The organism is Paenibacillus sp. JCM 9796 (assembly GCF_055379675.1).
Genome location: NZ_AP043723.1, coordinates 1,055,926 through 1,076,712 on the forward strand (window position 1 = coordinate 1,055,926; position 20,787 = coordinate 1,076,712).

General features: G+C 58.1%; 22 protein-coding genes. 6 read left to right on the top strand and 16 right to left on the bottom strand.

Annotated elements, in window-relative coordinates:
• Positions 1–32: 32 nt before the first annotated feature.
• Entirely contained in the window at positions 33–1,160 is a 1,128-nt protein-coding gene (locus ACZ439_RS05150) for a glycosyltransferase family 4 protein (RefSeq protein ID WP_464620728.1), read from the bottom strand.
• Positions 1,161–1,290: 130 nt separating this feature from the next.
• Between ACZ439_RS05150 and ACZ439_RS05155 the strand changes: the two genes are divergently transcribed.
• Positions 1,291–2,463, top strand: coding sequence for a GGDEF domain-containing protein (locus ACZ439_RS05155; protein ID WP_236595959.1), 1,173 nt, complete (start codon positions 1,291–1,293; stop codon positions 2,461–2,463).
• Between the two features lie 24 nt (positions 2,464–2,487).
• Entirely contained in the window at positions 2,488–2,703 is a 216-nt protein-coding gene (locus ACZ439_RS05160; RefSeq protein WP_054800421.1) for a hypothetical protein, read from the top strand.
• 124 nt (positions 2,704–2,827) lie between these two features.
• Here ACZ439_RS05160 and ACZ439_RS05165 read toward each other — a convergent pair whose 3' ends face one another.
• Complete coding sequence (locus tag ACZ439_RS05165) at positions 2,828–3,040, bottom strand: helix-turn-helix domain-containing protein (protein WP_258313555.1); 213 nt, start codon at positions 3,038–3,040, stop codon at positions 2,828–2,830.
• A 233-nt stretch (positions 3,041–3,273) separates the two neighbouring features.
• On the opposite strand from ACZ439_RS05165, the gene ACZ439_RS05170 reads away from it, so the two are divergent.
• Both ACZ439_RS05170 and ACZ439_RS05175 read left to right on the top strand, forming a co-directional pair.
• On the top strand, positions 3,274–3,606 hold the full coding sequence (locus ACZ439_RS05170; RefSeq protein ID WP_127610266.1) for a DUF1904 family protein: 333 nt from the start codon (positions 3,274–3,276) through the stop codon (positions 3,604–3,606).
• A 182-nt stretch (positions 3,607–3,788) separates the two neighbouring features.
• Positions 3,789–4,205, top strand: coding sequence for a helix-turn-helix transcriptional regulator (locus tag ACZ439_RS05175; RefSeq protein ID WP_127610264.1), 417 nt, complete (start codon positions 3,789–3,791; stop codon positions 4,203–4,205).
• A 174-nt stretch (positions 4,206–4,379) separates the two neighbouring features.
• Here the strand turns inward: ACZ439_RS05175 and ACZ439_RS05180 are convergent, their stop codons facing one another.
• The 7 genes from ACZ439_RS05180 to queD all read right to left on the bottom strand — a co-directional run bounded on the left by ACZ439_RS05180 (position 4,380) and on the right by queD (position 10,981).
• Complete coding sequence (locus tag ACZ439_RS05180) at positions 4,380–5,543, bottom strand: MFS transporter (RefSeq protein WP_054800422.1); 1,164 nt, start codon at positions 5,541–5,543, stop codon at positions 4,380–4,382.
• Between the two features lie 128 nt (positions 5,544–5,671).
• On the bottom strand, positions 5,672–6,544 hold the full coding sequence (locus ACZ439_RS05185; protein ID WP_127610260.1) for a LysR family transcriptional regulator: 873 nt from the start codon (positions 6,542–6,544) through the stop codon (positions 5,672–5,674).
• 38 nt (positions 6,545–6,582) lie between these two features.
• Positions 6,583–8,136 carry a sensor histidine kinase gene (locus ACZ439_RS05190; protein ID WP_464620729.1) on the bottom strand — a complete coding sequence of 518 codons (1,554 nt, stop codon included), beginning with the start codon at positions 8,134–8,136 and terminating at the stop codon, positions 6,583–6,585.
• The gene (locus tag ACZ439_RS05195; RefSeq protein ID WP_054798349.1) at positions 8,133–8,816 is read right to left on the bottom strand and encodes a response regulator transcription factor; all 684 of its coding nucleotides are present in this window, start codon (positions 8,814–8,816) and stop codon (positions 8,133–8,135) included. Before ACZ439_RS05195 ends, ACZ439_RS05190 begins: the two co-directional genes overlap by 4 nt.
• 275 nt (positions 8,817–9,091) lie before the next feature.
• A complete protein-coding gene (gene queC, locus ACZ439_RS05200) occupies positions 9,092–9,781 on the bottom strand; it encodes a 7-cyano-7-deazaguanine synthase QueC (RefSeq protein WP_054798355.1) in 690 nt (229 codons plus the stop codon).
• Positions 9,782–9,821: 40 nt separating this feature from the next.
• Complete coding sequence (locus ACZ439_RS05205) at positions 9,822–10,508, bottom strand: 7-carboxy-7-deazaguanine synthase QueE (protein WP_054798350.1); 687 nt, start codon at positions 10,506–10,508, stop codon at positions 9,822–9,824.
• Positions 10,508–10,981, bottom strand: a complete 474-nt coding sequence (gene queD / locus ACZ439_RS05210) for a 6-carboxytetrahydropterin synthase QueD (protein WP_054798356.1) — start codon at positions 10,979–10,981, stop codon at positions 10,508–10,510. The genes ACZ439_RS05205 and queD overlap by 1 nt, the downstream gene beginning before the upstream one ends.
• A 134-nt stretch (positions 10,982–11,115) precedes the next feature.
• Here queD and ACZ439_RS05215 point away from each other — a divergent pair, with 134 nt between their 5' ends.
• Positions 11,116–12,537: an RsmB/NOP family class I SAM-dependent RNA methyltransferase gene (locus tag ACZ439_RS05215; RefSeq protein WP_464620730.1), complete on the top strand. Its 1,422-nt coding sequence runs from the start codon at positions 11,116–11,118 to the stop codon at positions 12,535–12,537.
• A gap of 135 nt (positions 12,538–12,672) precedes the next feature.
• Here the strand turns inward: ACZ439_RS05215 and ACZ439_RS05220 are convergent, their stop codons facing one another.
• From ACZ439_RS05220 to ACZ439_RS05235, 4 genes are all read right to left on the bottom strand, one after another.
• Positions 12,673–13,716 (bottom strand): hypothetical protein, encoded by a 1,044-nt coding sequence (locus ACZ439_RS05220; RefSeq protein WP_054798351.1) that lies wholly within the window; start codon positions 13,714–13,716, stop codon positions 12,673–12,675.
• A gap of 294 nt (positions 13,717–14,010) precedes the next feature.
• On the bottom strand, positions 14,011–14,835 hold the full coding sequence (locus ACZ439_RS05225; RefSeq protein WP_054798353.1) for a Cof-type HAD-IIB family hydrolase: 825 nt from the start codon (positions 14,833–14,835) through the stop codon (positions 14,011–14,013).
• Positions 14,836–14,864: 29 nt separating this feature from the next.
• Complete coding sequence (locus tag ACZ439_RS05230) at positions 14,865–15,626, bottom strand: pseudouridine synthase (protein WP_464620731.1); 762 nt, start codon at positions 15,624–15,626, stop codon at positions 14,865–14,867.
• A gap of 5 nt (positions 15,627–15,631) precedes the next feature.
• Positions 15,632–17,176 (bottom strand): RsmB/NOP family class I SAM-dependent RNA methyltransferase, encoded by a 1,545-nt coding sequence (locus ACZ439_RS05235; RefSeq protein ID WP_430105641.1) that lies wholly within the window; start codon positions 17,174–17,176, stop codon positions 15,632–15,634.
• A gap of 246 nt (positions 17,177–17,422) precedes the next feature.
• On the opposite strand from ACZ439_RS05235, the gene ACZ439_RS05240 reads away from it, so the two are divergent.
• The gene (locus ACZ439_RS05240) at positions 17,423–17,905 is read left to right on the top strand and encodes a thioredoxin family protein (RefSeq protein ID WP_464620732.1); all 483 of its coding nucleotides are present in this window, start codon (positions 17,423–17,425) and stop codon (positions 17,903–17,905) included.
• 122 nt (positions 17,906–18,027) lie between these two features.
• Here the strand turns inward: ACZ439_RS05240 and ACZ439_RS05245 are convergent, their stop codons facing one another.
• The 3 genes from ACZ439_RS05245 to ACZ439_RS05255 are packed head-to-tail and all read right to left on the bottom strand — an operon-like array spanning position 18,028 to position 20,755.
• Positions 18,028–18,816: an ABC transporter permease gene (locus ACZ439_RS05245; RefSeq protein WP_054796844.1), complete on the bottom strand. Its 789-nt coding sequence runs from the start codon at positions 18,814–18,816 to the stop codon at positions 18,028–18,030.
• A 5-nt stretch (positions 18,817–18,821) separates the two neighbouring features.
• Positions 18,822–19,688, bottom strand: a complete 867-nt coding sequence (locus ACZ439_RS05250) for an ABC transporter permease (protein ID WP_155614734.1) — start codon at positions 19,686–19,688, stop codon at positions 18,822–18,824.
• Positions 19,685–20,755 (bottom strand): ABC transporter ATP-binding protein, encoded by a 1,071-nt coding sequence (locus ACZ439_RS05255; RefSeq protein ID WP_127606068.1) that lies wholly within the window; start codon positions 20,753–20,755, stop codon positions 19,685–19,687. Before ACZ439_RS05255 ends, ACZ439_RS05250 begins: the two co-directional genes overlap by 4 nt.
• Positions 20,756–20,787: the final 32 nt, after the last annotated feature.

Sequence of the window (20,787 nt, forward strand, 5' to 3'; positions counted from 1 at the left end):
TCCCAAAGCACGGGCTCCCGCTTCCTTTTCACTTATTCATTCTTATAAGACCGGTACACAGCTCGCAGCTGCTGCACGACACGCGTCATGGAATACGCTTTAAGCGCCTTCTCCAGCGCGATCCGCGAAAGCTGGTATCGATACATCGGATCGCCGATGACCTTCTCCAGCGCGGCCGCCAGCGCCGGTACGTCATCAACGGGCACAAGCAGTCCGTTGGTGCCGTGTTCGATCTGTTCGCCGATCCCTCCGACATCCGTGCCGACGACGGCCAATCCGCACAGCGCGGCTTCCGCAAATACGGAACCGAACGATTCGGCGCGTGACGGAAGCACAAACACGTCAAAGAACGGCATGAAATCTTCCGGATGTAAAATATACCCGTAAAAAATCGTTTCCTCGTATATATCCAGCTTAACCGCCAATTCCTCCAGCTCTTGACGAATCGGCCCGTCACCGATCAGATGAAGCACGAACTTGTGACCCTTTTGCTTCAGCTCGGCACAAGCGTACAGCAGCGTATCGAGCCCTTTGGCAGGCACGAGACGGCAGACCGAGATCAGCTGCGGCACCTTGTTCTCGTGCTGTACGGGACGAAACCGCTTCTCGTCGAAACCGTTCGGAATGACCCCGACACGCTCCGGTTCCTGGAGGTAATCGGCCATATAATGTTTAAACGAATTGGACACCGTGATCAATTGGTCCGCACGTTCCTCGAGCTCCCGGTAAATCGAAGTCAGGAAGGCGTGCTCCGGTCCATTTTCCGCAATTTTCCCGTTCAGGATCAGCTCTTTCTCGTAACTGGAATGCACCGTCATGATGAGCGGCGTTTCCGGGAACACTTGTTTCATGACGAGGCCGGCGATCGGATGATGCGCGTGAATCAAGTCGAACGACTTCTGAATCCGCAGCTTCGTCCACCAGACGTAATCTTTATAGGTTTGAATATACTTGTCAACAATGGGATTACCCGCGTAAACCGTCCAATCGAAGGTCGAGAAACGAACTTCCTCCGTGCCTTTACCGCGGATGCGCTTAGGCAGCGAGAACAGTTCCATCTCCCATCCCCGCTTATTGAACCGGTCCAGCATGAACGGAACCATGGAAGAAACCCCGCCCGGCTGCTCCGGCGGAAAAAACAAAGCTTGAAGCACTCGCATGAAAAATAAACCCCCGGTCTCCCCAAAGTTGTAGGCTTGTTCCCTACCTACCATCCTAACAGGTATGAAAACATACGACAAGACTTCCCTAATCGAATGTACGTTTGGTATAATGGGAGTCACCTTAAGGTTGAGACGGAGGCATATACACGAATTTATGGACAGTATTACGTTATCCGACGTATTATTCGGACCGACCGGCACGGTCTGGCTTTACTCTATGCTGACGGTCATCATCGCAATGACCCTGCTCGTCTCGATCCGCCTGCTGCTCTCCCGCCGGAAGATCGGCTACTTCTCGATGATTGTCGCGCTCGGCATTGTGCTGATTCAATACGGACAATTGATCGCCAAAGCCTTCAGTCCGCAAATGAGCGACGTGGAAGCCTTCGCGGCGCTTCTTCTGAAGGTGCTCGCCTTCGTGATGATCAATATCGGAATCTACCAATTATACAATCCGACGCGCAAGAGGGACATCGTCACGTTTATGTTTTTTGTGCTGGCGACCGCGGCCGTTTCCCTTACGTATTGGCTTGCGCCCAATTGGCTCCAGAGCGGCGACGATAACTCCCGGCTGCTGCGTCCGCTCGGTTTGGAGCTGTACTTGTTTGTGCTGTTGTTCTTAAGCTTCCTGCTCGTGAATCCGCGCATCGGACAGAACGGCAAATACCAGGCGATACTGACCGTTTATTTCGTCACGCATACAGTGCATATGGCAAACCTGTACCTTTTCGACGCCAATCAGCCCGCCCTGCGGTTGCTGGAGCAAACGCTTCCGTTCGTGCTGCATTCGATCTTGTTCTTGTTTATATTCGAGCGGGTTATCGAGCTGATGCAGGCGATTTATATGTCTTCGATTACAGACGGGCTAACCCGGCTGTATAATCGCAAATATTTCCAAAACCGGGTCCACCAAGCGGTTCAACAGCGGATGCCTGTATCGGTCATTTTCAGCGATATCGATAATTTCAAGAAGCTGAACGATACGAAGGGGCACCATATGGGCGATCAAGTGCTGAAGCAAGTTGCGCAGATCGTTCGGGAGGAAACCGACGAAGCCGGGATTTGCGGCCGGTACGGCGGCGAGGAGATGGTTGTGCTGATCACCGATCCCGACGCCAGCGCCGGCGCATTAGCCGAACAAATCCGCTCGCGCGTCGAGGCGGAAACGATCGTGACGGTCAGCATGGGCTACAGCCGGTTGAAAAAGGGTGTCGGCCCGGACGAGCTCGTCAAGCAGGCCGACGAAGCCATGTACAAAGCAAAAACAAGCGGCAAAAACAAAGTGGTCGGGTGGGAGTAACCGAACCGTAGGAGGAACTTAGATATGGCTCACAATCGTCGTTTAACGACCGATCAGGATTTCAAAGAGGCGCAGGAACGCCAGGTGCCCATACGCGTGTTTCAAGACGACCATATCGTCGATTCGGGCGGGATTGTCGTTCGTTTCACCGAGGAGACCGTCGTTCTGCAATCCGGAGTCAGCGACGTCGCTTATCACCAGCGAGCGCTATGCGAGTTTTTTGAAATGAGAAAACGATAGCCGGACGAGTCCGGCAGCGAATACATGAGCGGCGGCAGCGAGAATACGATCCGATCGCACCCGGCGACGGGCGCGCCAGCCCGATCCCGGCATCGCTCAGCTTGCCGCCGTATCGACATGACGCTCATTCGATCTGAAACAGCTCCTCCATCGGCCGCTCCAGCACCTCGCTCAACTTCTTCGCCGTACCGGGACCTACCGTCTTCATCGATCGCTCCAACAAACTGACATAGGCATAGCTTAATCCGGAACGCTCCGCCAGCTGGCGCTGAGTCAAGCCTTTCACGATCCGCGCTTTCACAACCGCATTCGTTCTCGCAATGATCCGCATTTCCATCTCCCCCAAGATCTTCCTGTTTATTTTCCATTATACCACCATTATTCACTTGTGCAACAAAATATTTTTACATTTGTTAACATGCGGGCGAGCGGGGAGCACCGAGTATTTTTTGAATAAAAGCTGCCGCTGCATCGGTCAGAGGATTGACAACCTCGTTTCTTGTGATTAAAATCACAAAGATAGGACATATCGCTGCAACCGCCTATACCATACGAAATGAAGGGATTAAAATGCCGTATTTACGCTTCAAAGGTTTCCCTGCCCCGTTCGTCGAACAAATAGCCCCTGCAGTTGTCGATCAATTTGCCTCGATCGTAGACATTCCGAAAGAAAAGGTAAAACTCGAGCTGCTTCAAGTGCTGCAAATTACGAATACGCCATTGTCCGTTGAAATTATGATGTTTCCCCGGGCGCAGCGCCTTCACGACGAGCTTGCGGCCGCCATCCACGATTTGCTGTTCGCCCATGACTATCGCAACGTGCATATTTTTTTCATTCTATTATCGCCGGAGCTTTATTATAAAGAAGGCAAGCCGCTGCAAGTCTTCCCCGGTCCGCGGTGACAGAGCGCTTGCAGCGCTCTTTTTTTTAGCCGCCTGCTCCTCCTCTCCGTTCCCCTGTTGTCCCGCCCCTTAACGATACCTGCCATTGTGCTGCCGAAAGTTTACTGTTAATATGAGAATGTTAACCAACATTTACCTTCCGTTTCATCCTATTTATTCTACCCGTACTGTAGGTGTCCTTCATGCCTTTTTATGAACAATTGAAAGATATGCGCAAATTAAAAGGGTTTACAATCCGCGAGTTGGCCGATCGCTCAGGGGTGTCCGCCGCCTATATTTCGCAGATGGAGAACGGCAATCGGGGCGTCCCTTCCCCCGACGTGCTGATGAAGCTGTCCGAAGGGTTAAATACGCCCTACACCGAGCTCATGAAAATCGCCGGTTACTTGGATAAGCCCGAGCCGACGGCACCGGATGGACAACCCGCTGCCATCGGCCGACCGCGCGTTAATCTGCGGCGCTTTTTGCAGGAGAACGATCTGATCTTTGACGGCATTGAATTAACCGAGCTCGATAAAGATTGGATTGAGCGAATGCTGACCGTCATGTTCTGGCGGGACAAGCGGCTTCAAGAGCCGGAGACGGACTCGAACGGCTGACCGTCCCGAAACGGGCGGCTGGCACGGCAACCAAACAAGTCCGACGGACGACCGGGATTTCCGGCGCCGTCGGACTTGTCGCATTTAGAAGGAAAAGGCTCCCTTTCTTCTGAAAAATAGAAAATTGCCTCATTATAAGATAATGCCGTTCCGCTATGCATAGCGGCGCATGGCTTACGCTCCTGTCGCCTCCGGCTCCTCGCCCGGCTTCGCGCGGGTCAGGAAGGCGCCGCCGATCAGAAACGCGCCGCTCACATAAAAAACCGACAGCAGGCCGACCGAATTGCCGACAAGCCCGAAGAACATCGGCGCCAGCAGCTGCGACAACCGGTTGGAGGCCAGACGCAGTCCGAGCACTTCGCCGGTTCTCGTCTTCGGCGAAGCATTGTAAGTCGTCGTCATCGACAGCGGCTGTCCGCAGCCAAGGCCGAGGCCCATCATCGCGCTGAGCACGCCGAATAAGTATACATGACCGGCGAACGGAACAAGTATAAACGACAGCCCCGCCACAAAAATAGACGACAGCAGCACGCGGTCGCGGCCGAATTTGCCCGTCATTCTTCCCAGCAGCATGCGTACGAATACCATGGCCAATCCTTGTACGGCAATGATCCAGCCGATGCTCGATTCGGAAACGCCTGCCCCCGCCGCAAATAACGGAAAATAGGCGATGAAGATGTCTTTCGAATACAAGACGAGCGCGCTGGAAGCCAGCGCCTTGCGCAGTACCGGAATTTTCAGCAGCTGAAGCGAGCTTGCGCTTTCGGCGGGCTCCGCCTCTGTAGCCGGCGCTTTCCTGCCAACGATGACCGGGATCAGGAATGACAGGCTGAGCGGCAGCAAACCGACGAAGCCTGCGGTCATAAAGGCGACCCCGTAAGAGAAGTGCTCGGCCAAGTAACCGCCGATAACCGGCCCGACGAAAGATCCCATCGCCACGAACATGCTGAAAATGCCGAAGACCTGGTCGCGCGTTTCCTTGGTCGCCGCATTGCCGAGCACGTTCTGCAGCGACACCGTAATGAAGACGTGCGAAATGCCGACCAAGGCTTGCGACGCATACAACGCCGCCATCGAAGGAAACAAATACGGCAGCGCCACGCCGATCGTCGCTCCGAGCGACCCGAGCACAATCGGCAGCCTGTCGCCGACGAGATCCGCCACCTTGCCCGCGCGAATCGCGAACGCCAGCGGCAAAATCGCATAAGCGGCGGTCAGCAGGCCGATATCCATCGTCCCGGCGCCCAATTCGGACGCATAGAGCGTAATAAGCGGCCTCGTCAAGTAGATCATCGTGTGAAAGCAAAGCGCAATCAGCAATATCACTCGTAACGTCATGTCCAATCATCCGTTCTTCTAGGAGTATGCCCCTATTGTAATCTACCAATGGGTCCAGTGAAAATACGGATTGCGTATCGTCAGCCATAGCCAAAACGAATAGCTGCCGCCTCGGGGTCAGGCTCAGGCTAAAGCCCTTCCTTCAGATCCAGCGCTTTCACGAACTCGACGAACGTGCGGACCAGGTTCAGCTCCAACGTCTCTTCGTGATAATACATCCATGTGCGCCGCACGATCGGCTGCCCTTCGGCGTCAAGCAGGTCCTGCTTGAACAAGCCTTCCGCATCGCCGAGGACGGAGTGCGGCAGGATTGCGTAGCCGAGTCCGTTCAGCAGCATTTCGCGGCATGTTTCGGATTTGTCGACCTCCATGCCTATATAGGGCGGCTGTGTATAATGCTCGGTCCACCACTTGTCGATCAGCGACTTGAACAGCGGGTCCGTCTGGTAATCGATGCGCGACAAATACGGAAGACGCTCGAGCTGCAGCTCCTCCTTGGAGGCGATGCAGATCGCCTCTTCCGACAGCAAATACTTCTGACCGGGCCATGCGTATTCGCCGCGTACGAAGCCCACGTGCACCTCCTGGTTGTATATGAGGTGAAACACGTCTTTGCTCCAGCCGGTCATTACCTTGAACTCTACGCTCGGATACCGGTCCTTAAAAAGCTTCAGCAGCCTCGGCAGCGTCTTGCGCGTGATCAGATTCGTGACCGCCAGCCGCAGCGTGCCGACGACCTGATTCTCCATGTTCAGCACATGATCTTTGATCTTGCGTAGACGGGTGATCATCTCGTCGGCACACTTGGCCAAATATTCGCCTTCCGGAGTAAAATGCACCCCGCGCCGGCCCCGGTGCACAATCAGCACGCCGAATTCCTTCTCGATTTGCCGCAGGCGATTCGTCAGCGACGGCTGGGATATGAATAAGCTTTCGGCCGTTTTCGTAATGTTTTTTTGCCTGTACAGTTCCTTCAGAATGATCCAGTTCAAATCTTCCATCCGTAGGCCTCCATGGACGATCTTAAGCGGCAAACCGGTTAAGCTCCTGAATCCGCAACGGCTCCCGGCGGGTGAAGCGGCAGATGAATGCGGAATGACGTCCCCTCGCCTTCGACGCTCTCGACCTCAATGGTTCCCCCGTGCAGGTCGACGATCGACTTCGTGATCGACAAGCCGAGTCCGGCTCCGCCCTGCGCGCGGGAACGCGCCGAATCGACCCGGTAAAACCGGTCGAACACATGAGGCAGCTGTTCCTCCGGTATGCCCGCGCCGTTATCGCTGACGTGCAGCACGCAGCCGCTGCGCTCAAGCGTCAGCTCGACTGCAATCCGCCCCTGCTCGGGATCCGTATGCTGCACCGCATTGTGAAACAAATTAAGCAGCACCTGTTTGATTTTATCGCGATCGAACACGGCCTTCACTTCCGGTGTAATCGACAAGCGAAGCGTCCGTTCGCCGGCTAACAGCCGAAGCTGCGGCTCCATTTCCAAAACGGTCCGGTCCAGCAGCCCCTCGGTCCATTCTACCTCGGGCGTCCGGTCAAGTCTAGCAAGCAGCAGCAAGTCGGCGACCAGCTTGTTGATGCGCTCCGACTCGCTGAGCATGCTGCGCAGCGCCCGGTCAAGCTGCTGCGGATGCTGCGCAGCGCCGCGGATCAAGACTTCGAGGAAGCCGTGAATCGACGTCAGCGGCGTACGCAGCTCATGAGACGCGTCCGCGACGAAACGGCGCATCTTCTCCTTCGCCTCCTGCTCGGCAAGGAAAGACGTCTCCAGCCGCTGCAGCATCCCGTTGAACGAATAGGACAGCCGGTCGATCTCGGCCTGCCCTTGTCCGGTCGGCAGCCGCTGGGCCAGCTGGCCGGCGTCGATTTGCTCCACCGTACGCATGATATTGTTCAGCGGCACAAGCGTTCGTTTCAGTACGGGCAAGTAGGTCACGAGCCCGAACAATAAGGCGATCGCGGCGAGCCCGAGGAAAGTCAGCAGCTGGCTGAACAGCACTTCGTCCAGGAACCGCGTCCCGATGCTTGCCTGCACGACGCCCTGCAGGCGGCCGCGGGCGTTCACCGGCTGCAGGACGACCATCTGCTTCTCCCCGTTCGCACCGCGAACGATCCGGTAGTCGACTTCACTCTTATTGTCTAACGCATCGCTATAGTCCTGGGGGGCCAGGCGCGGGATGCTCTCGGCGGCGGTTTCTCGCCTGCCGGTCGTGCCGTCGTCTCCCTCCGTGTCCGATGCAGACGTTTCGTCTCCTTTAATCACCGTAAAGCCGCCGTTTGCGTCGATGAAAGCAAGCTTCACCCCGGCAATCGTCCCGTTCGACATCGGTCGGCCGGGCAGCGCAACCTCGTCCTTCCGCGGCATCCGTCCGCCACCGCCGGGCATCCACATATCGTGAGGCATCGTCAGGATTTGGCTTTGAATGGTCATCGCTTGATTGCGGTACAGAAACTGCTGCATCAGCAAGTATTGCAGACCGCCGATCAGCAGCAAAATCGCGGCGAGAATCATAAGCGACCGCGAAAGCAGCTGGAAGCGCAGCGAATGGGGATGCAGCGCTCCCTTCAGGCTTCGCGCGGCGCTCATGACAAGTCAACCCGGTAGCCCGCACCGCGCAGCGTTCGAATTAAACGATGCTCCTTGTCGTTCAACTTATCCCGCAGCGAACGGATATACACTTCCACGATGTTCTCTTCCCCGCCGAAATCGTAGCCCCATACTTTGTCCAGGATGACGGCTTTACTCAGCACGATCCCTTTGTTGATGACCAGAAAGTGAAGCAGATCGTATTCCGTCGGCGAGAGCTCGAGCACCCGCTCCCGATAGCTGATTTCCTTGCGGCGGTCATCGATTTTGAAGGGTCCGATCCGGACCTCTCCCAACAGATGCGGAAACTGGTTGCGGACGCGGGCTTGAATGCGGGCCAGCAGCTCGTCAAAGCTGAACGGCTTGCTCATGTAGTCATCCGCGCCGAGCGTCAGCCCTTTGACCCGATCGTTCACTTCTTCTTTTGCGGTCAGCATGATGACGGCTATCTGTTCCTCCTGCTTCAGCAGACGGCATACCTCGAACCCATCCATGCCCGGCATCATCACATCGAGAACGGCGACATGCGGCCGAACCTTTTCGGCGAGCGTCAAGGCCGTCAAACCGTCCTGCGCCGTAAACACCTCGAACCCTTCATTAACGAGCCCCAGCTCGAGAAACTGTAAAATATTCGGTTCATCGTCCACCAGTAAAATCTTGATTCCTTTCAGAGCGCGCATCGCAGTCGCTTTCCCTTCCTCAACCGCCGCCTTGGACGGCTTTTGTCTTATTGTACGCCTTGGACGCCTTGTACGCCGGGTCCCGGCTCGTAACGCTATCGTACGCCCCTCATCTGAATGCAGCCTGAAGACTGCCTGAAATTCCGCTGAATGCGGTAAGGCGCGCCGCTGCAAGCCAAATACGACAAAAAGTCCGAAGAACCGCAAGCCGGGGGCATCGCCGGAGCCTTGCATTTCTTCGGACTGGATCGGTTTCTCGCCGATTTCGTTAGGGTTTACAAGCTCCGGTAAGCGATCGGATCGGACGATTGCGCGTCGGCAAAGCCTTTCAACCGCAGACGGCAGCTGTCGCATTCCCCGCACGCTTCTTCTTGTCCGTTGTAACAAGAAGTCGTCAAGTGATAAGGCACGCCGAGCCGCTCGCCCTGGCGAATAATTTCCGCCTTCGTCCAATCGATCAACGGCGTTTCGATCTTGATCGGCACCCCTTCCACGCCGACGCGCGTCGCCAGCGCCATAACTTCCTCCACCTTGCGGATAAATTCGGGACGGCAGTCGGGATACCCGCTGTAATCCAATGCATTGACCCCGATGTAGATCGCCTCCGCCCCCGTTACCTCCGCATACGAAGTGGCAATGGACAAGAACAGCAGGTTGCGTCCCGGCACGTACGTGACGGGGATGTCCGATTCGACCGGACCGCTCTCCCCGGCAGGCGGCACATCGATCGAATCGTCCGTCAAAGCGCTGCCGCCGAACTCCTTCAGAAATCCGAGCGAGATCACCTTATGCCGATCCGCCACTCCGTAAAATTCCGCAACGAGCCTTGCGTTCTCGATTTCGCGGCGCTGCCGCTGGCCGTAATCGAACGTAATCGGATATACGTCATACCCGGCTTCGCGCGCGATTCCCATGCACGTCGTGCTGTCGAGACCTCCGCTTAAAATAACTACCGCCTTTTTCATCAAGCCGTACCTTCTTCCTTCAGAAATCATGCCTGTTCCCTTACACGCCCCGGGCCGCCGGGTCCCAAATGATCTTATGCAGCTGCATATTCAGCTTGACATGCGACAGGCCGTGCTCCAGCATAAGCCCGACGAGCTTGGCCGGCGGCATCGTTTCCCAAACCGGGCTGAACAACGGCAGCGCAGCGGTTGGATAACGCTCCAGCACCGCCTTGGCCGCTTCGAAATCGCGGTCGCTGCCGATGACGAATTTCAGCTCGTCCTGCTTGCGAAGCAGTGCGAAATTCGCCGTCGCCATCTTATCCTCTTCGCCCGAATCGGGCAGCTTGTAGTCCATAATATACCGCACGTTCGGCGAGGTGATGCGACGAATGAACGGCTCCAGCTCAATCGCCCCGTTCGTCTCAATATGAATGTCCTCGTAACGTCCCGTCCCGGCCAGCGCCTCAATCAACGCGGCGGACTTGTCGCCGTAGAGCAGCGGCTCGCCGCCGGTCAAGCATAGATGCTTCGCGCCGAAGCACGTCGCTTTGCTCACGATCTCGTCGACCGACATGACGAACTCCGCTTCTGCCGGCGGATAGCTGTACTTCGTATCACACCACGTGCAGCGCAAATTACAGCCGAACAGACGCACAAAAACGGTCGGGAATCCGGCACGCGTGCCCTCTCCCTCAACCGTTTCGAAAATTTCCACCATCGGCAGCTTGATTACGGGTGAAGACATCAAGACTCCTCCCCCATCAGCCTGGCCGTCACCGCAGCGAAACTGGTCGGCGTCTCCCATAAGCGAACTTCTTCGAGACGTACCGCCGGATACAAGCCTTCCGCCTTCAAGGCGCCGGACAGCTCCTCGTACATCCAGACGACCATGTTCTCGGCCGTCGTGTTCATCGGCGGCAGCACGTCGTTCAAATACCGGTGATCCAATTTATCAATAACGCGTTCTTTCGCGATCCGCTTTATATCGGCAAAATCGATGGTAATGCCGCGCTCGTCCACTTTGCCCCGCATGATGACCTGCAGCTTGTACGTGTGGCCGTGCAAGCTCTTGCATTTCCCTTCGTAGCAATGCAAATGGTGGGCGCTGTCGAACGTGAACTCCTTGGAAACGAGCACCTCTCGGTCGTGATACTTGAGCTCGCTCTTCTGGATGTCCTCGCCTAAGATTTGCACTTTTCTAGGAAAATCGTATTCCATCGGCGCATTCCCCCCTTTTCCGAAAAACATCAAACTATTATACCATGCACGCCTCGCTTCTCACAATATAGGGAAAGCTGTATAATGAAGGCTAATGTGTTCGCGACGAATGGAAAGGAGTTAAGGAAACGAATATGGTCGATTTACCCCGAGCTTACATCGAACAAATGCGGCGGCTGCTGTCCGGCGAAGCGGAGGCGTTCTTGCAATCTTACGGCGAACCAAGGACGCAGGGCCTGCGTTTGAACACCTATAAAATCGGAGCCGCGCGTGAAGAAACGGTACGCAGCCTGACGGAGGCCTTCGGCCTGGAACCCGTACCGTGGTGCGAAAGCGGCTACTATTATCCGGAGGACCGCCGTCCGGGCAAGCATCCGCTGCATGCGGCCGGCTTGTATTACATTCAGGAGCCGTCGGCCATGTCCGCCGTCGAGCTGCTCGCCCCCGCACCCGGCGATGTCGTCCTGGACCTTGCGGCCGCGCCCGGCGGCAAATCGACGCACATCGCGGACAAGCTGCAGGGCAAAGGGCTGCTCGTGTCTAACGAGATCCACCCGGTCCGGGCGAAGAGCCTTTCTGAAAATGTGGAGCGTATGGGCATCGCCAACGCCGTCGTCGTCAGCGCGACGCCGCAGCAGCTCGCGGCGAAATTCCCGCGCTTTTTCGATAAAATGATGGTGGACGCTCCCTGTTCGGGCGAAGGCATGTTCCGGAAAGATCCGGATGCGATCGGCGAGTGGTCGCCCCAGCATGTGGACATGTGCGCCGCCAGACAGCTCGATATTTTGCAAGCGGCGGTCACAATGCTGAAGCCGGGCGGGCGGCTCGCTTACTCCACGTGCACGTTTAACAAGCAGGAGAACGAGCAAACCGTCGCAGCGCTGCTGACCCGGTTCCCCGCGCTGCGGCTTCTTCGCATGGAGCGCATCTGGCCGCACCGGCAGCGTGGGGAAGGACACTTCGTCGCGCTGCTGGAACTTGCGGAGCCGAGCGCCGAGGCCGCAGCGTCAACGTACAGCGCTGCCCAGGGGATCACCCGGCGCAAGGAGCGTTCGGCCCGAGGCAAGCGCGCAACCGGGCGACCGGAAGAAGACGCGCTTCGCTCGTTCCGCCGGCTCGCCGAAAGCATCGGGGGCGCAGCGTGGGCCGACGAGCTGCAAGCCTGGCTCGGCCCCGGCGAGCCGCTGCTGTTTGGCAACCAGCTTTATTGGTTTCCCGCCGCAGAGGGCAGCCCGCTCTCCGGCGACGGGCTGCACGGCCTGAAGACACTGCGGCCCGGGCTTCACCTTGCCGAGCTGAAGAAGGACCGCGCCGAGCCTTCGCACGCGCTCGCCTTGGCGCTGCCTTCCAGGCTGGCGTCGGGAATCCCGGCCGTCAGCCTGGAAGCGGACGGCGGCTCCGCAGCCGAGCGCTATTTGCGGGGGGAAACGCTGGATGCGGCTGCCCCGGGCAGCGGCTGGACGCTTGTCACCTTCGAAGGCTTCGCGCTCGGTTGGGGCAAGCAATCCGGCACGCAGATCAAGAATCATTACCCGAAAGGGCTGCGCAGGCCCTAGTCCTGCGGACGTACCCGGGTATACGAAAAATGACGTGCAAAATGGTCCCCCATTTGCACGTCATTTTTACGGTCTGCGGTCTTTTCACATTAAAAAGACGGACCCGTTCGTTGGAGAGCCCCGCAAAGCCTCTCTTTAGTGAATGGTCTCGGTTTCGAACAGCACTTCTTCGATCAACCGGTTTCTATGCATCATGGACAAGTTGAGGGCTTCATAATCCTTTTCCTTATCAAGCTCCTCCATCAGCAGCGTGGCGATCAGCTCCCGGTCCCCTTCGCTGCCCGGCTCGCGAAAGTCGATAAAACCGGTAAGCTGGCGCTGGCTGATATCGATCGTAGCGGTTCCGATGGGCAGCCCGCCCCGCGACTGCTGATAAATTTCGTAGCTCAGCACGTCGCCGTCGTCCCGGGCCAGGACAATCGAGTAGTCGCTTTTCTTCCCGTATTCGGTAAGCTCGTTCGACTCCTGCTCGCTTTCCTCCAATAGATCCTCATGCGTCAGCTCGATCGTCTCGATCACTTCATTATCGTAAAGCATATGGATGACGAACGTATCGATTTCATCCTCATCAAAATCCAGCACCAGCAAATCGGCCACGACGTCAAGCTCTTTCTCTTCGGGCTCGATCATCCAATTTACCGTGCCGGTAATATCGGCCCCATCGGTGTGCATAAACGCTTCGGCGATCCAATTCTCGTCTTTATCGTAAACGTGGTATTCGATTGTGTCTTCATCCTCGCCGACGACAACCAGCTCGTAATCGGCCAGCGTATAAACCTCGCGGTCGAACGTATCCTCATCCTCCAGCCGCGAGTCGCTGTCCGCCCAATCCGTATCGTAATCGAAGTCTTCTTCCGCTTCGTCCCACCCGTTATTGTGCGCAGCCGCCGCGCGTTCCGTCGCGATGACATGATCGTAGCTGCTGTACGTCACCATGATTTCGCACGCGGTCGCTTCGATCGCATCCATAAACGCCTGCACATACTCGTGAACGCGCTCGAACACCTCTTCTTTATCGGGTTCCGACAAAACTTCCTTCTCCAACTGCAGAGAGCCGGCTATACGGGCAGACTCCCGATAAACGACCGTCAGCGTGCCAACAAACCGATTTTTAAACACAATGTCACATACTTCTCCGCCTGCCGTCCTCAAGTCCGGCCTCAGCATCACGCTGCTCATTCGGGTTCCCTCCCTGAGATGAATTAGGTTAAGCGACTAGCACGTTGCGTTCTTAGCATGTCCTTCCTGCTGCGAAAAGTATGCGCCGGCCCAAGCCGTCAACCAATGCAGACGGGACATGCCAAGGAACCCGTTGCGTGATTCCACTGGAAAACAGCCGCCCAACAAAAATAGCGGAACCCGATGCATGATTCGAGCTGCAAATCGGCTTCCGCCGAATAAGCTGCGAATAAGACATCTGAGTTCCGCTACAGGCAGCGAATGCCCGGGCGATTCTTCCATTCACAAGTCACTTCAACCGCCGAGCCCGATTCCTAGCGGCTCAAGCACATGCTTCATCAGTGCCGCATGCACCCCGTCTTCGTTGTTGGATAACGTCACCTCATCGGCCGCTTCCTTGACGCCGTCCGGGGAATTGTCCATCGCGATGCCGAGTCCGGCAAAGCGCAGCATGTCGACGTCGTTGAAATAGTTGCCGATCGCGATAATCTCCTCACGCCGGATGCCCCACGAGTCGGCCAAATGCTTCAACGCATTGCCCTTGGAGGCGGAAACCGCCATCACGTCGACGAACTCGACGCCGCTGCGGATGGCGTGGAATGTCTCCGGCAGCTGAAACTCCCGGCCGAAGGCGGCCTCCACGCGATCCATCTGGTCTCCGTCGCCGAACATCGTGAATTTGACGATGCCTTCTTCCATGGCGAGTACGTCGTCCACTTGTTTCGTGACGATCAGAAACTGCTCGTACATCGCGGCCGCGGCGGCCTCCGCTTTCTCCAAGTACAGATCAAGCGGCGTATTTACGTCAAAGTGAACGCCGTTCTCGCGGCAATAAGCGACCAGCGGCGCAAGCTCCTGCATTTGAAAGCTGAACTGATGAAGCACCTGCGCCCCCGGCGTTTGCACGGTAGAAGCGCCGTTGTGGGTAATCAGCACCCCTTCCAGGCCAAGCTCCTCGAACACCGGGATCGCATTCGCGGGTCCCCGTCCGGTGCACAGCACGATGCGAAGTCCGGCTTCATGCGCCAGCCGCAGCGTGCGAATCGTCCTTTCGGTCAGTTCGTGGTTATCGTTTAACAACGTACCGTCCACATCAAGCGCAATCAAGCGGTAATTCATCGGTTCTCCACTCCTCATCGGGCAACCCTTTATTGGTCCGCCTCCGGCTGTGCCGCATGCGCCTGCAGCGACTCCAGTTCGGCGGTCGTCAGCTCGCGGTACGTTCCCGTGTTCAGGTCCGGATCGAGTGCGAGGGGGCCCATGGTCATTCTTTTCAAAAAAACAACCCGTTTGTTCACGGCGAGAAACATGCGTTTCACTTGATGAAACTTCCCTTCCCTGATCGTCAGCTCGATCTCGGACAGCTGTCCTGCGTCCGGCTCGCCCTTGCTCAGTATGCGAAGCTCGGCCGGCATCGTCACGTAGCCGTCGTCCAGCGTCACGCCCCGGCGAAAAGCTTCCCGGTCGCTTTCGTCGACCGCGCCCTCGACCCGGGCGTAATACGTTTTGGGGACGTGTTTGCGCGGCGACAGCAAATTGTGCGCGAGCTTGCCGTCGTTGGTCAACAGCAGCAAGCCCTCCGTATCTTTATCGAGCCGGCCGACCGGGAACAGCTCGAAGTGCGCATAGCCGTCGTCCAGCAAATCGAGCACCGTCCGGTCGCGCGTATCTTCCGTCGCCGACACGACGCCCTGCGGTTTATTGAGCATGATGTACACAAACTCCCGGTAACGGACCGGCTCGCCGTCAACCGCAATGGCGTCCCGTTCGGCATTGACCTGCAGGCCGCTGTCTTTGACGGTTTTGCCGTTCACCTGAACGGCGCCGCGCTTGACGAGTATTTTGATTTCGCTGCGTGTGCCGAAGCCCGAGTGGGCCAGCAGCTTGTCCAGGCGTATTGTCGTTTTCATCGATCTTAGGTCCACCTCCAACCGGGCGGATATTCGTTCTTGAGCATGCCGTCCTGCCATTTGCCCCACCCGACGGGAAAGCCGTCGATGCAGACGAGGCAGAAGCCTTTGGGCTGCACGCCGTCCCCTTCGGCGTGCAGCTCATCCGGGGCGAGCTCCAGCGTCTCGCCCTTCAAATACCGCACGGCCCGGCTGTCGCCGGCCGTCAGCATCACGCGGCGCCGCGCCTCCGCCGCGCGCAGACCCAAAGCCAGCGCTTGCGAGGGCGCAAAGCGCTGCTTGGCCGCGCCGCCGAGGTACCATCCGGGTCGAATGACCCGGATGCCGTCGAGCGGCGGCAGCCCTTGCGGCGCCGCGTATGCGTGCTCGCTGCGCCACACGAGCTCGGCGCCGGCCCACGGCGGCGCCGTCAGCTGCTCCGCCGCGAAGCGGGCGAGCGCTTCGCGCGGGTCGGGCTGGGCGCCCTTCGGCGGCTTGCCGCCGGAGGGCGCGCCCGCTCCCGCGCGGCGCGGCGGCCGCCCGTGCCGCGGCGCAGGGGCCGGCGCCGCCTGCTGCGGCGGCGCGTCGGTGTCCCGCCGCCGCAGCACGGCGGCGTAGTGGCCTTCGCCGCCCACGAGGTGCGGCCACAGCCTGACCGTGCCGGCGACTGCCGCGGCAGCGGGCTCCCCTGCGCCGCGGACCCAGTCCGGCCGGCCTGCCGACCACGCGGCGCGGCCGTCCGCCCGTTCCACCGGCTCCACCTCGAACGCCGGGTGCTCCGCGAGGAACGCGGCGATGATGTCTTCGTTCTCCTCCGGCGAGAACGTGCAGGTCGAATACACAAGCCGTCCGCCGGGGCGAAGCATACGCGCCGCTTGAGCGATGAGCGTATGCTGCATGGCGGCGTACTTGGCCGTCCAGGCCGGCTCCCACGCCTTGGCCATCTCCTCTTCCTTACGGAACATCCCCTCGCCGGAACAAGGCGCATCGACCAAGATTTTATCGAAATAGCCGGCAAACGCATCAACCAGCTTCGCCGGATCGTCATTCAGCACGACTGCATTGCGGACCCCGTTTAACTCGATATTTTTCACCAGCGCCTTTACCCGGTCCGGATGGATGTCGTTGGTCACGACAACCCCTTCACCCTGCAGCTTGGCGGCGATTTGCGTCGTCTTGCCGCCGGGAGCGGCGCATAAGTCGAGCACCCGGTCGCCCGGCTTCGGATCGAGCAGCTCGACCGGCGCCATCGCGCTCGGCTCCTGAATGTAGTACAGCCCTGCGTGATAATGCGGGTGCTTCCCCGGCCGGACTTCATCCGCAGATCCTTCCGTCTCCGAGCCGCCGCGAGGAGCAGCGCCTTGATAATAAAACCCCGTTTCCGCCCAAGGAATCGGACGCAGCCCGATCGGCGACAGCCTCTCGAACGCCGCGGGGGACAGCTTCAAGGTGTTCACGCGTAAGCCGTATAACCGCGCTTCGTCGTATGAAGCCAAAAAAGCCGGAAAATCCGCTTCCAGCAACCGTTCCATATGCTGCAAAAATACCGCAGGCAGATCGCGCCCTGTCATGTTTCGTTCAACCCGTTTCCGTCAATGTGGACATCCAGACCGGCCGTCGGGAGCCGCCTATCGGCTCTGGTCCCGACCCGGATGCCGGATGATTCCCATTGTACTTCGAATCCGATAGTCCCCGCAACCCGGGATGGTTCCGATTGGGGGCAGGGGTCTGGTCAAGAAATTCGAAATTACACCCCATTTCAGGTATGATAGAAAGAGGTAGCTATTTGAACACATCGACAAGAAAGAGGGGGAACCATGAAAAAGCTTGCCATTTATTTATCCATCATCGTCGTTTTGTTCGGCGCGTTATTCGTGTTGAACCAGCAGTCCAATAAAGCCAAATTCGGCAAACACGCCGACAACGTGTACAAGATCGCGCCGGACAAGCTGCATCCGGAAACGGTGAAGCTGCTTGACGATCCAAACTATCAAAATATCATTCTGCCGGAGGACCTGGATAAAAAAATTGCGAATAAAGAAAGCTTCTATATTTATTACTTCGCTTCCACCTGCCCGCATTGCAAGGTGACGACGCCGATCCTGATGCCCGTGGCCAAAGAGCTGGGCGCCGACATCAAACAATTCAACCTCGAGGAGTTCAAAGACGGCTGGAAGCGATACGGCATCGAGTTCACACCGACCTTGATTTATTATAAAGAAGGCACAGAAGTCGAGCGGCTCGTCGGCGAGCAAACGAAGGAAGCGCTGCAATCGTTCATCAGCAAGCACAAATCTTAAACCGGCCGGGAGCACGATGAAGCCCGGGTAGACGAATTATTCATACTAACGCTCTGCCGGGCGCACCCGAATAAGGCTGCACCGACGTCAAACGTCGGGTGCAGCCTTTCGTATGAGCAGGTCTAGCTGCTCGCGCTCGTATAATGCGCGACCGCATACCGCCAAAACATTCGCGAAAGCGCCAGGGCGATCAGCGCGACCAGCCCGCTGGCGATCACCTCCGTCCAGCCGATGCGTCCGACGATGGCGGCGGCGGGGAACGTCGTAATGAACGCCACCGGGAACACGTAGGTTAGGATGAACCGCAGCGCGCCCGGGTACACCGAAACGGGAAAACGCGCCGTCTCGAACGACGTCGTGAACAGGAACGATAAATTGTCGACCTTCACCGCCCAGAACGATACCGTCATCATCGCAATCCACAGCGAATACACGACCGCCAGCGCCGCAACGAATACCGCCGCGAACATCAGCAGCTCCCGCCAGCCGGGGGTATAGCCGATGCGCAGGAGCGCGAAGGCCACCATCCCGAAACCGAGCAAGACGTCGGCCAGACGCCAAAATACAAGATGCCGAAAGCTTACGTAAAATTGGCTGTCGATCGGCTTCGTCAAGACGTAATCCAGCGTGCCTTTGCGAATATGGTCCACGAGCCGGCTCATGTTCGGCTGCAGGAAGAAATCGATAAAGCCGTGTACGGCGGTGAATACGCCGAGCAGCGCCAGCACCTCGTCGAACGACCAGCCGCCGATCTGCTGCGTCCGGTAAAAATAGAGCTGCACCGTCAGCACCGCCATCGCCAGACCGAACAGCGTATGCAGCACGTTGGCGGCGAAATTGGCCCGATACTCGAATTCTTCGACCAGACACGCCCGGAAAAACGATTGCAGCGTACGCCCGTATTTGCGCATCTCTCCTAACCTCCCGCCGCGGAGTATTTGGCCAGCCCCCGCTTCCACTGGATGCGGAAAATCACGATCAGCACCGCGATCCAGACCAGCTGCTGGACGAAGCCCTGCCCGATTAAATCCGGTCGTCCCGCCAGCTTGCCCGTCAGCAAATCGACGGGAAATCCGACCGTCGAATAGAACGGGAACCAGGAGGCGACCCAAACCAGCCCCTCCGGAAACATGGACAAGGGCGCGATGCGTCCCGCCAAGAACAAATGCAAGCCTTCATACAGCGCAAAGATCGACGTAGCCTTGTTCGTCCAGAACGCCAGCAAACCGAATTCGTAGCCGATCAAATAACGCAGCACGTTGGACCCGAGCAGCGCCAGTACGGCGAGCCCGATCATCCCCCCGTCCGCCGCAGGCCGCAGCACCGGCCATATCCACGCAAGCACGAGCCAGGACGGAACGAGCAGCGCCGCGAAAAACAGCTTGTAGACGATGTTTTGCGCAATGCTCCAATGCATCGGATGAAACGGGCGAAGCAGCTTGGCCGAGAACGTGCCCTGCCGGATTTCGCTGTCCAGCTCCCACACGTCCCACGACCGCGACAGCCTCTCGACAACGAGCACGCCGATAAAGTACACGATATAATCGTTCGCGCCATAACCGCGGACGGTGCCGCCGCCGGCAATCGACAGCCATACCGAGAGGCTGACGATCGGCTGGACGAACGACCCGATCATCCAGATCAGGCTTTCGCTGCGATACGCCAGCATGACGGCCCATTCAACGCTCAGCAGCGCCGCATACTTCTGCCGGAACCGCAGCCAGGCTTCCCCGGCTGTGCGGGCGTCCGCCGCTTGCCCGAGACCCTTCTCCCGGCCGCTCATTCGCGCCCCACCTCCGACGTCTCGCGTTCCTCCTGCCGGTTTTCCTTGCGTAACGCGCCTGCCGAACCGCCTGCCCCATCCGTCTGCGCGAACGCTTGCCCGATCACCGTCTCCATCGACGGATCCTCGATCGTCAGATCGAGTACCGGAAAATCGGCCAGCAGCTTCGCGGACACGGCGGATACTTGCTCGCGCGGCACCTCGAACAGGGCGACCGGATAGTCGTCCAGCATCACGTTCGTCACCGCCGGCTCCCGGGCCAGCCTTGCCCGAATCGCTTCCGCCGAGCCGCCTTCGGCCAGCTGCAGCTTGATTCGCTTGCGGGGCGAATGCCGGTCGACCAGCTCGGCGATGCCGCCGTCGTACAAGAGCCGCCCGCCTCCGATGACCATGACGCGCTCGCACAGCGCCGTCACATCGCCCATATAGTGGCTCGTAAGCAGTACCGTCGCGCCGACGCTCCGGTTGTATTCCAAAATAAACCGGCGCACAACCTCCTGCATTTGTACATCGAGGCCAATCGTCGGTTCGTCCAAAAATAAAATGTCCGGCCGGTGCAGCAGCGACGCCGCGAGCTCGCACTTCATCCGTTCGCCGAGCGACAGCTGCCGCACCGGTTTATGCAGGACGCGCTCGAGCTCCAGCAGCTCGGCCAGCTCGCCGAGGCTTTTCCGGTACGTCTCGTCATCGATCTCGTAGATCGCTTTATTGACCAGGAAGCTGTCCGATGCCGGCACGTCCCAAATCAGCTGGCTTTTTTGCCCCATCACCAGGCTGATTCGGCGTTTGAACGCGTTCCGGTGCTCCTGCGGCTTGAACCCCGCCACCTCGACGCGTCCGGCCGTCGGATGCAGCAGCCCGGTCAGCACCTTCATCGTCGTCGTTTTCCCGGCGCCGTTCGGACCGAGAAAGCCCACAATTTGGCCCGCGGGAATATGGAAGCTGATGTCGTCGACCGCTTTCACCACCCGGTAGCTGCGGCTCACTAAACTGCGCAAAGACGCCAGTAGTCCAGGCTCCCTCTCGTGCACGCGATAATGCTTGGACAGGTGCTCCACATGAATCAACCGTCTCGTCCTCCTTCGAGCTTCGCTCTATA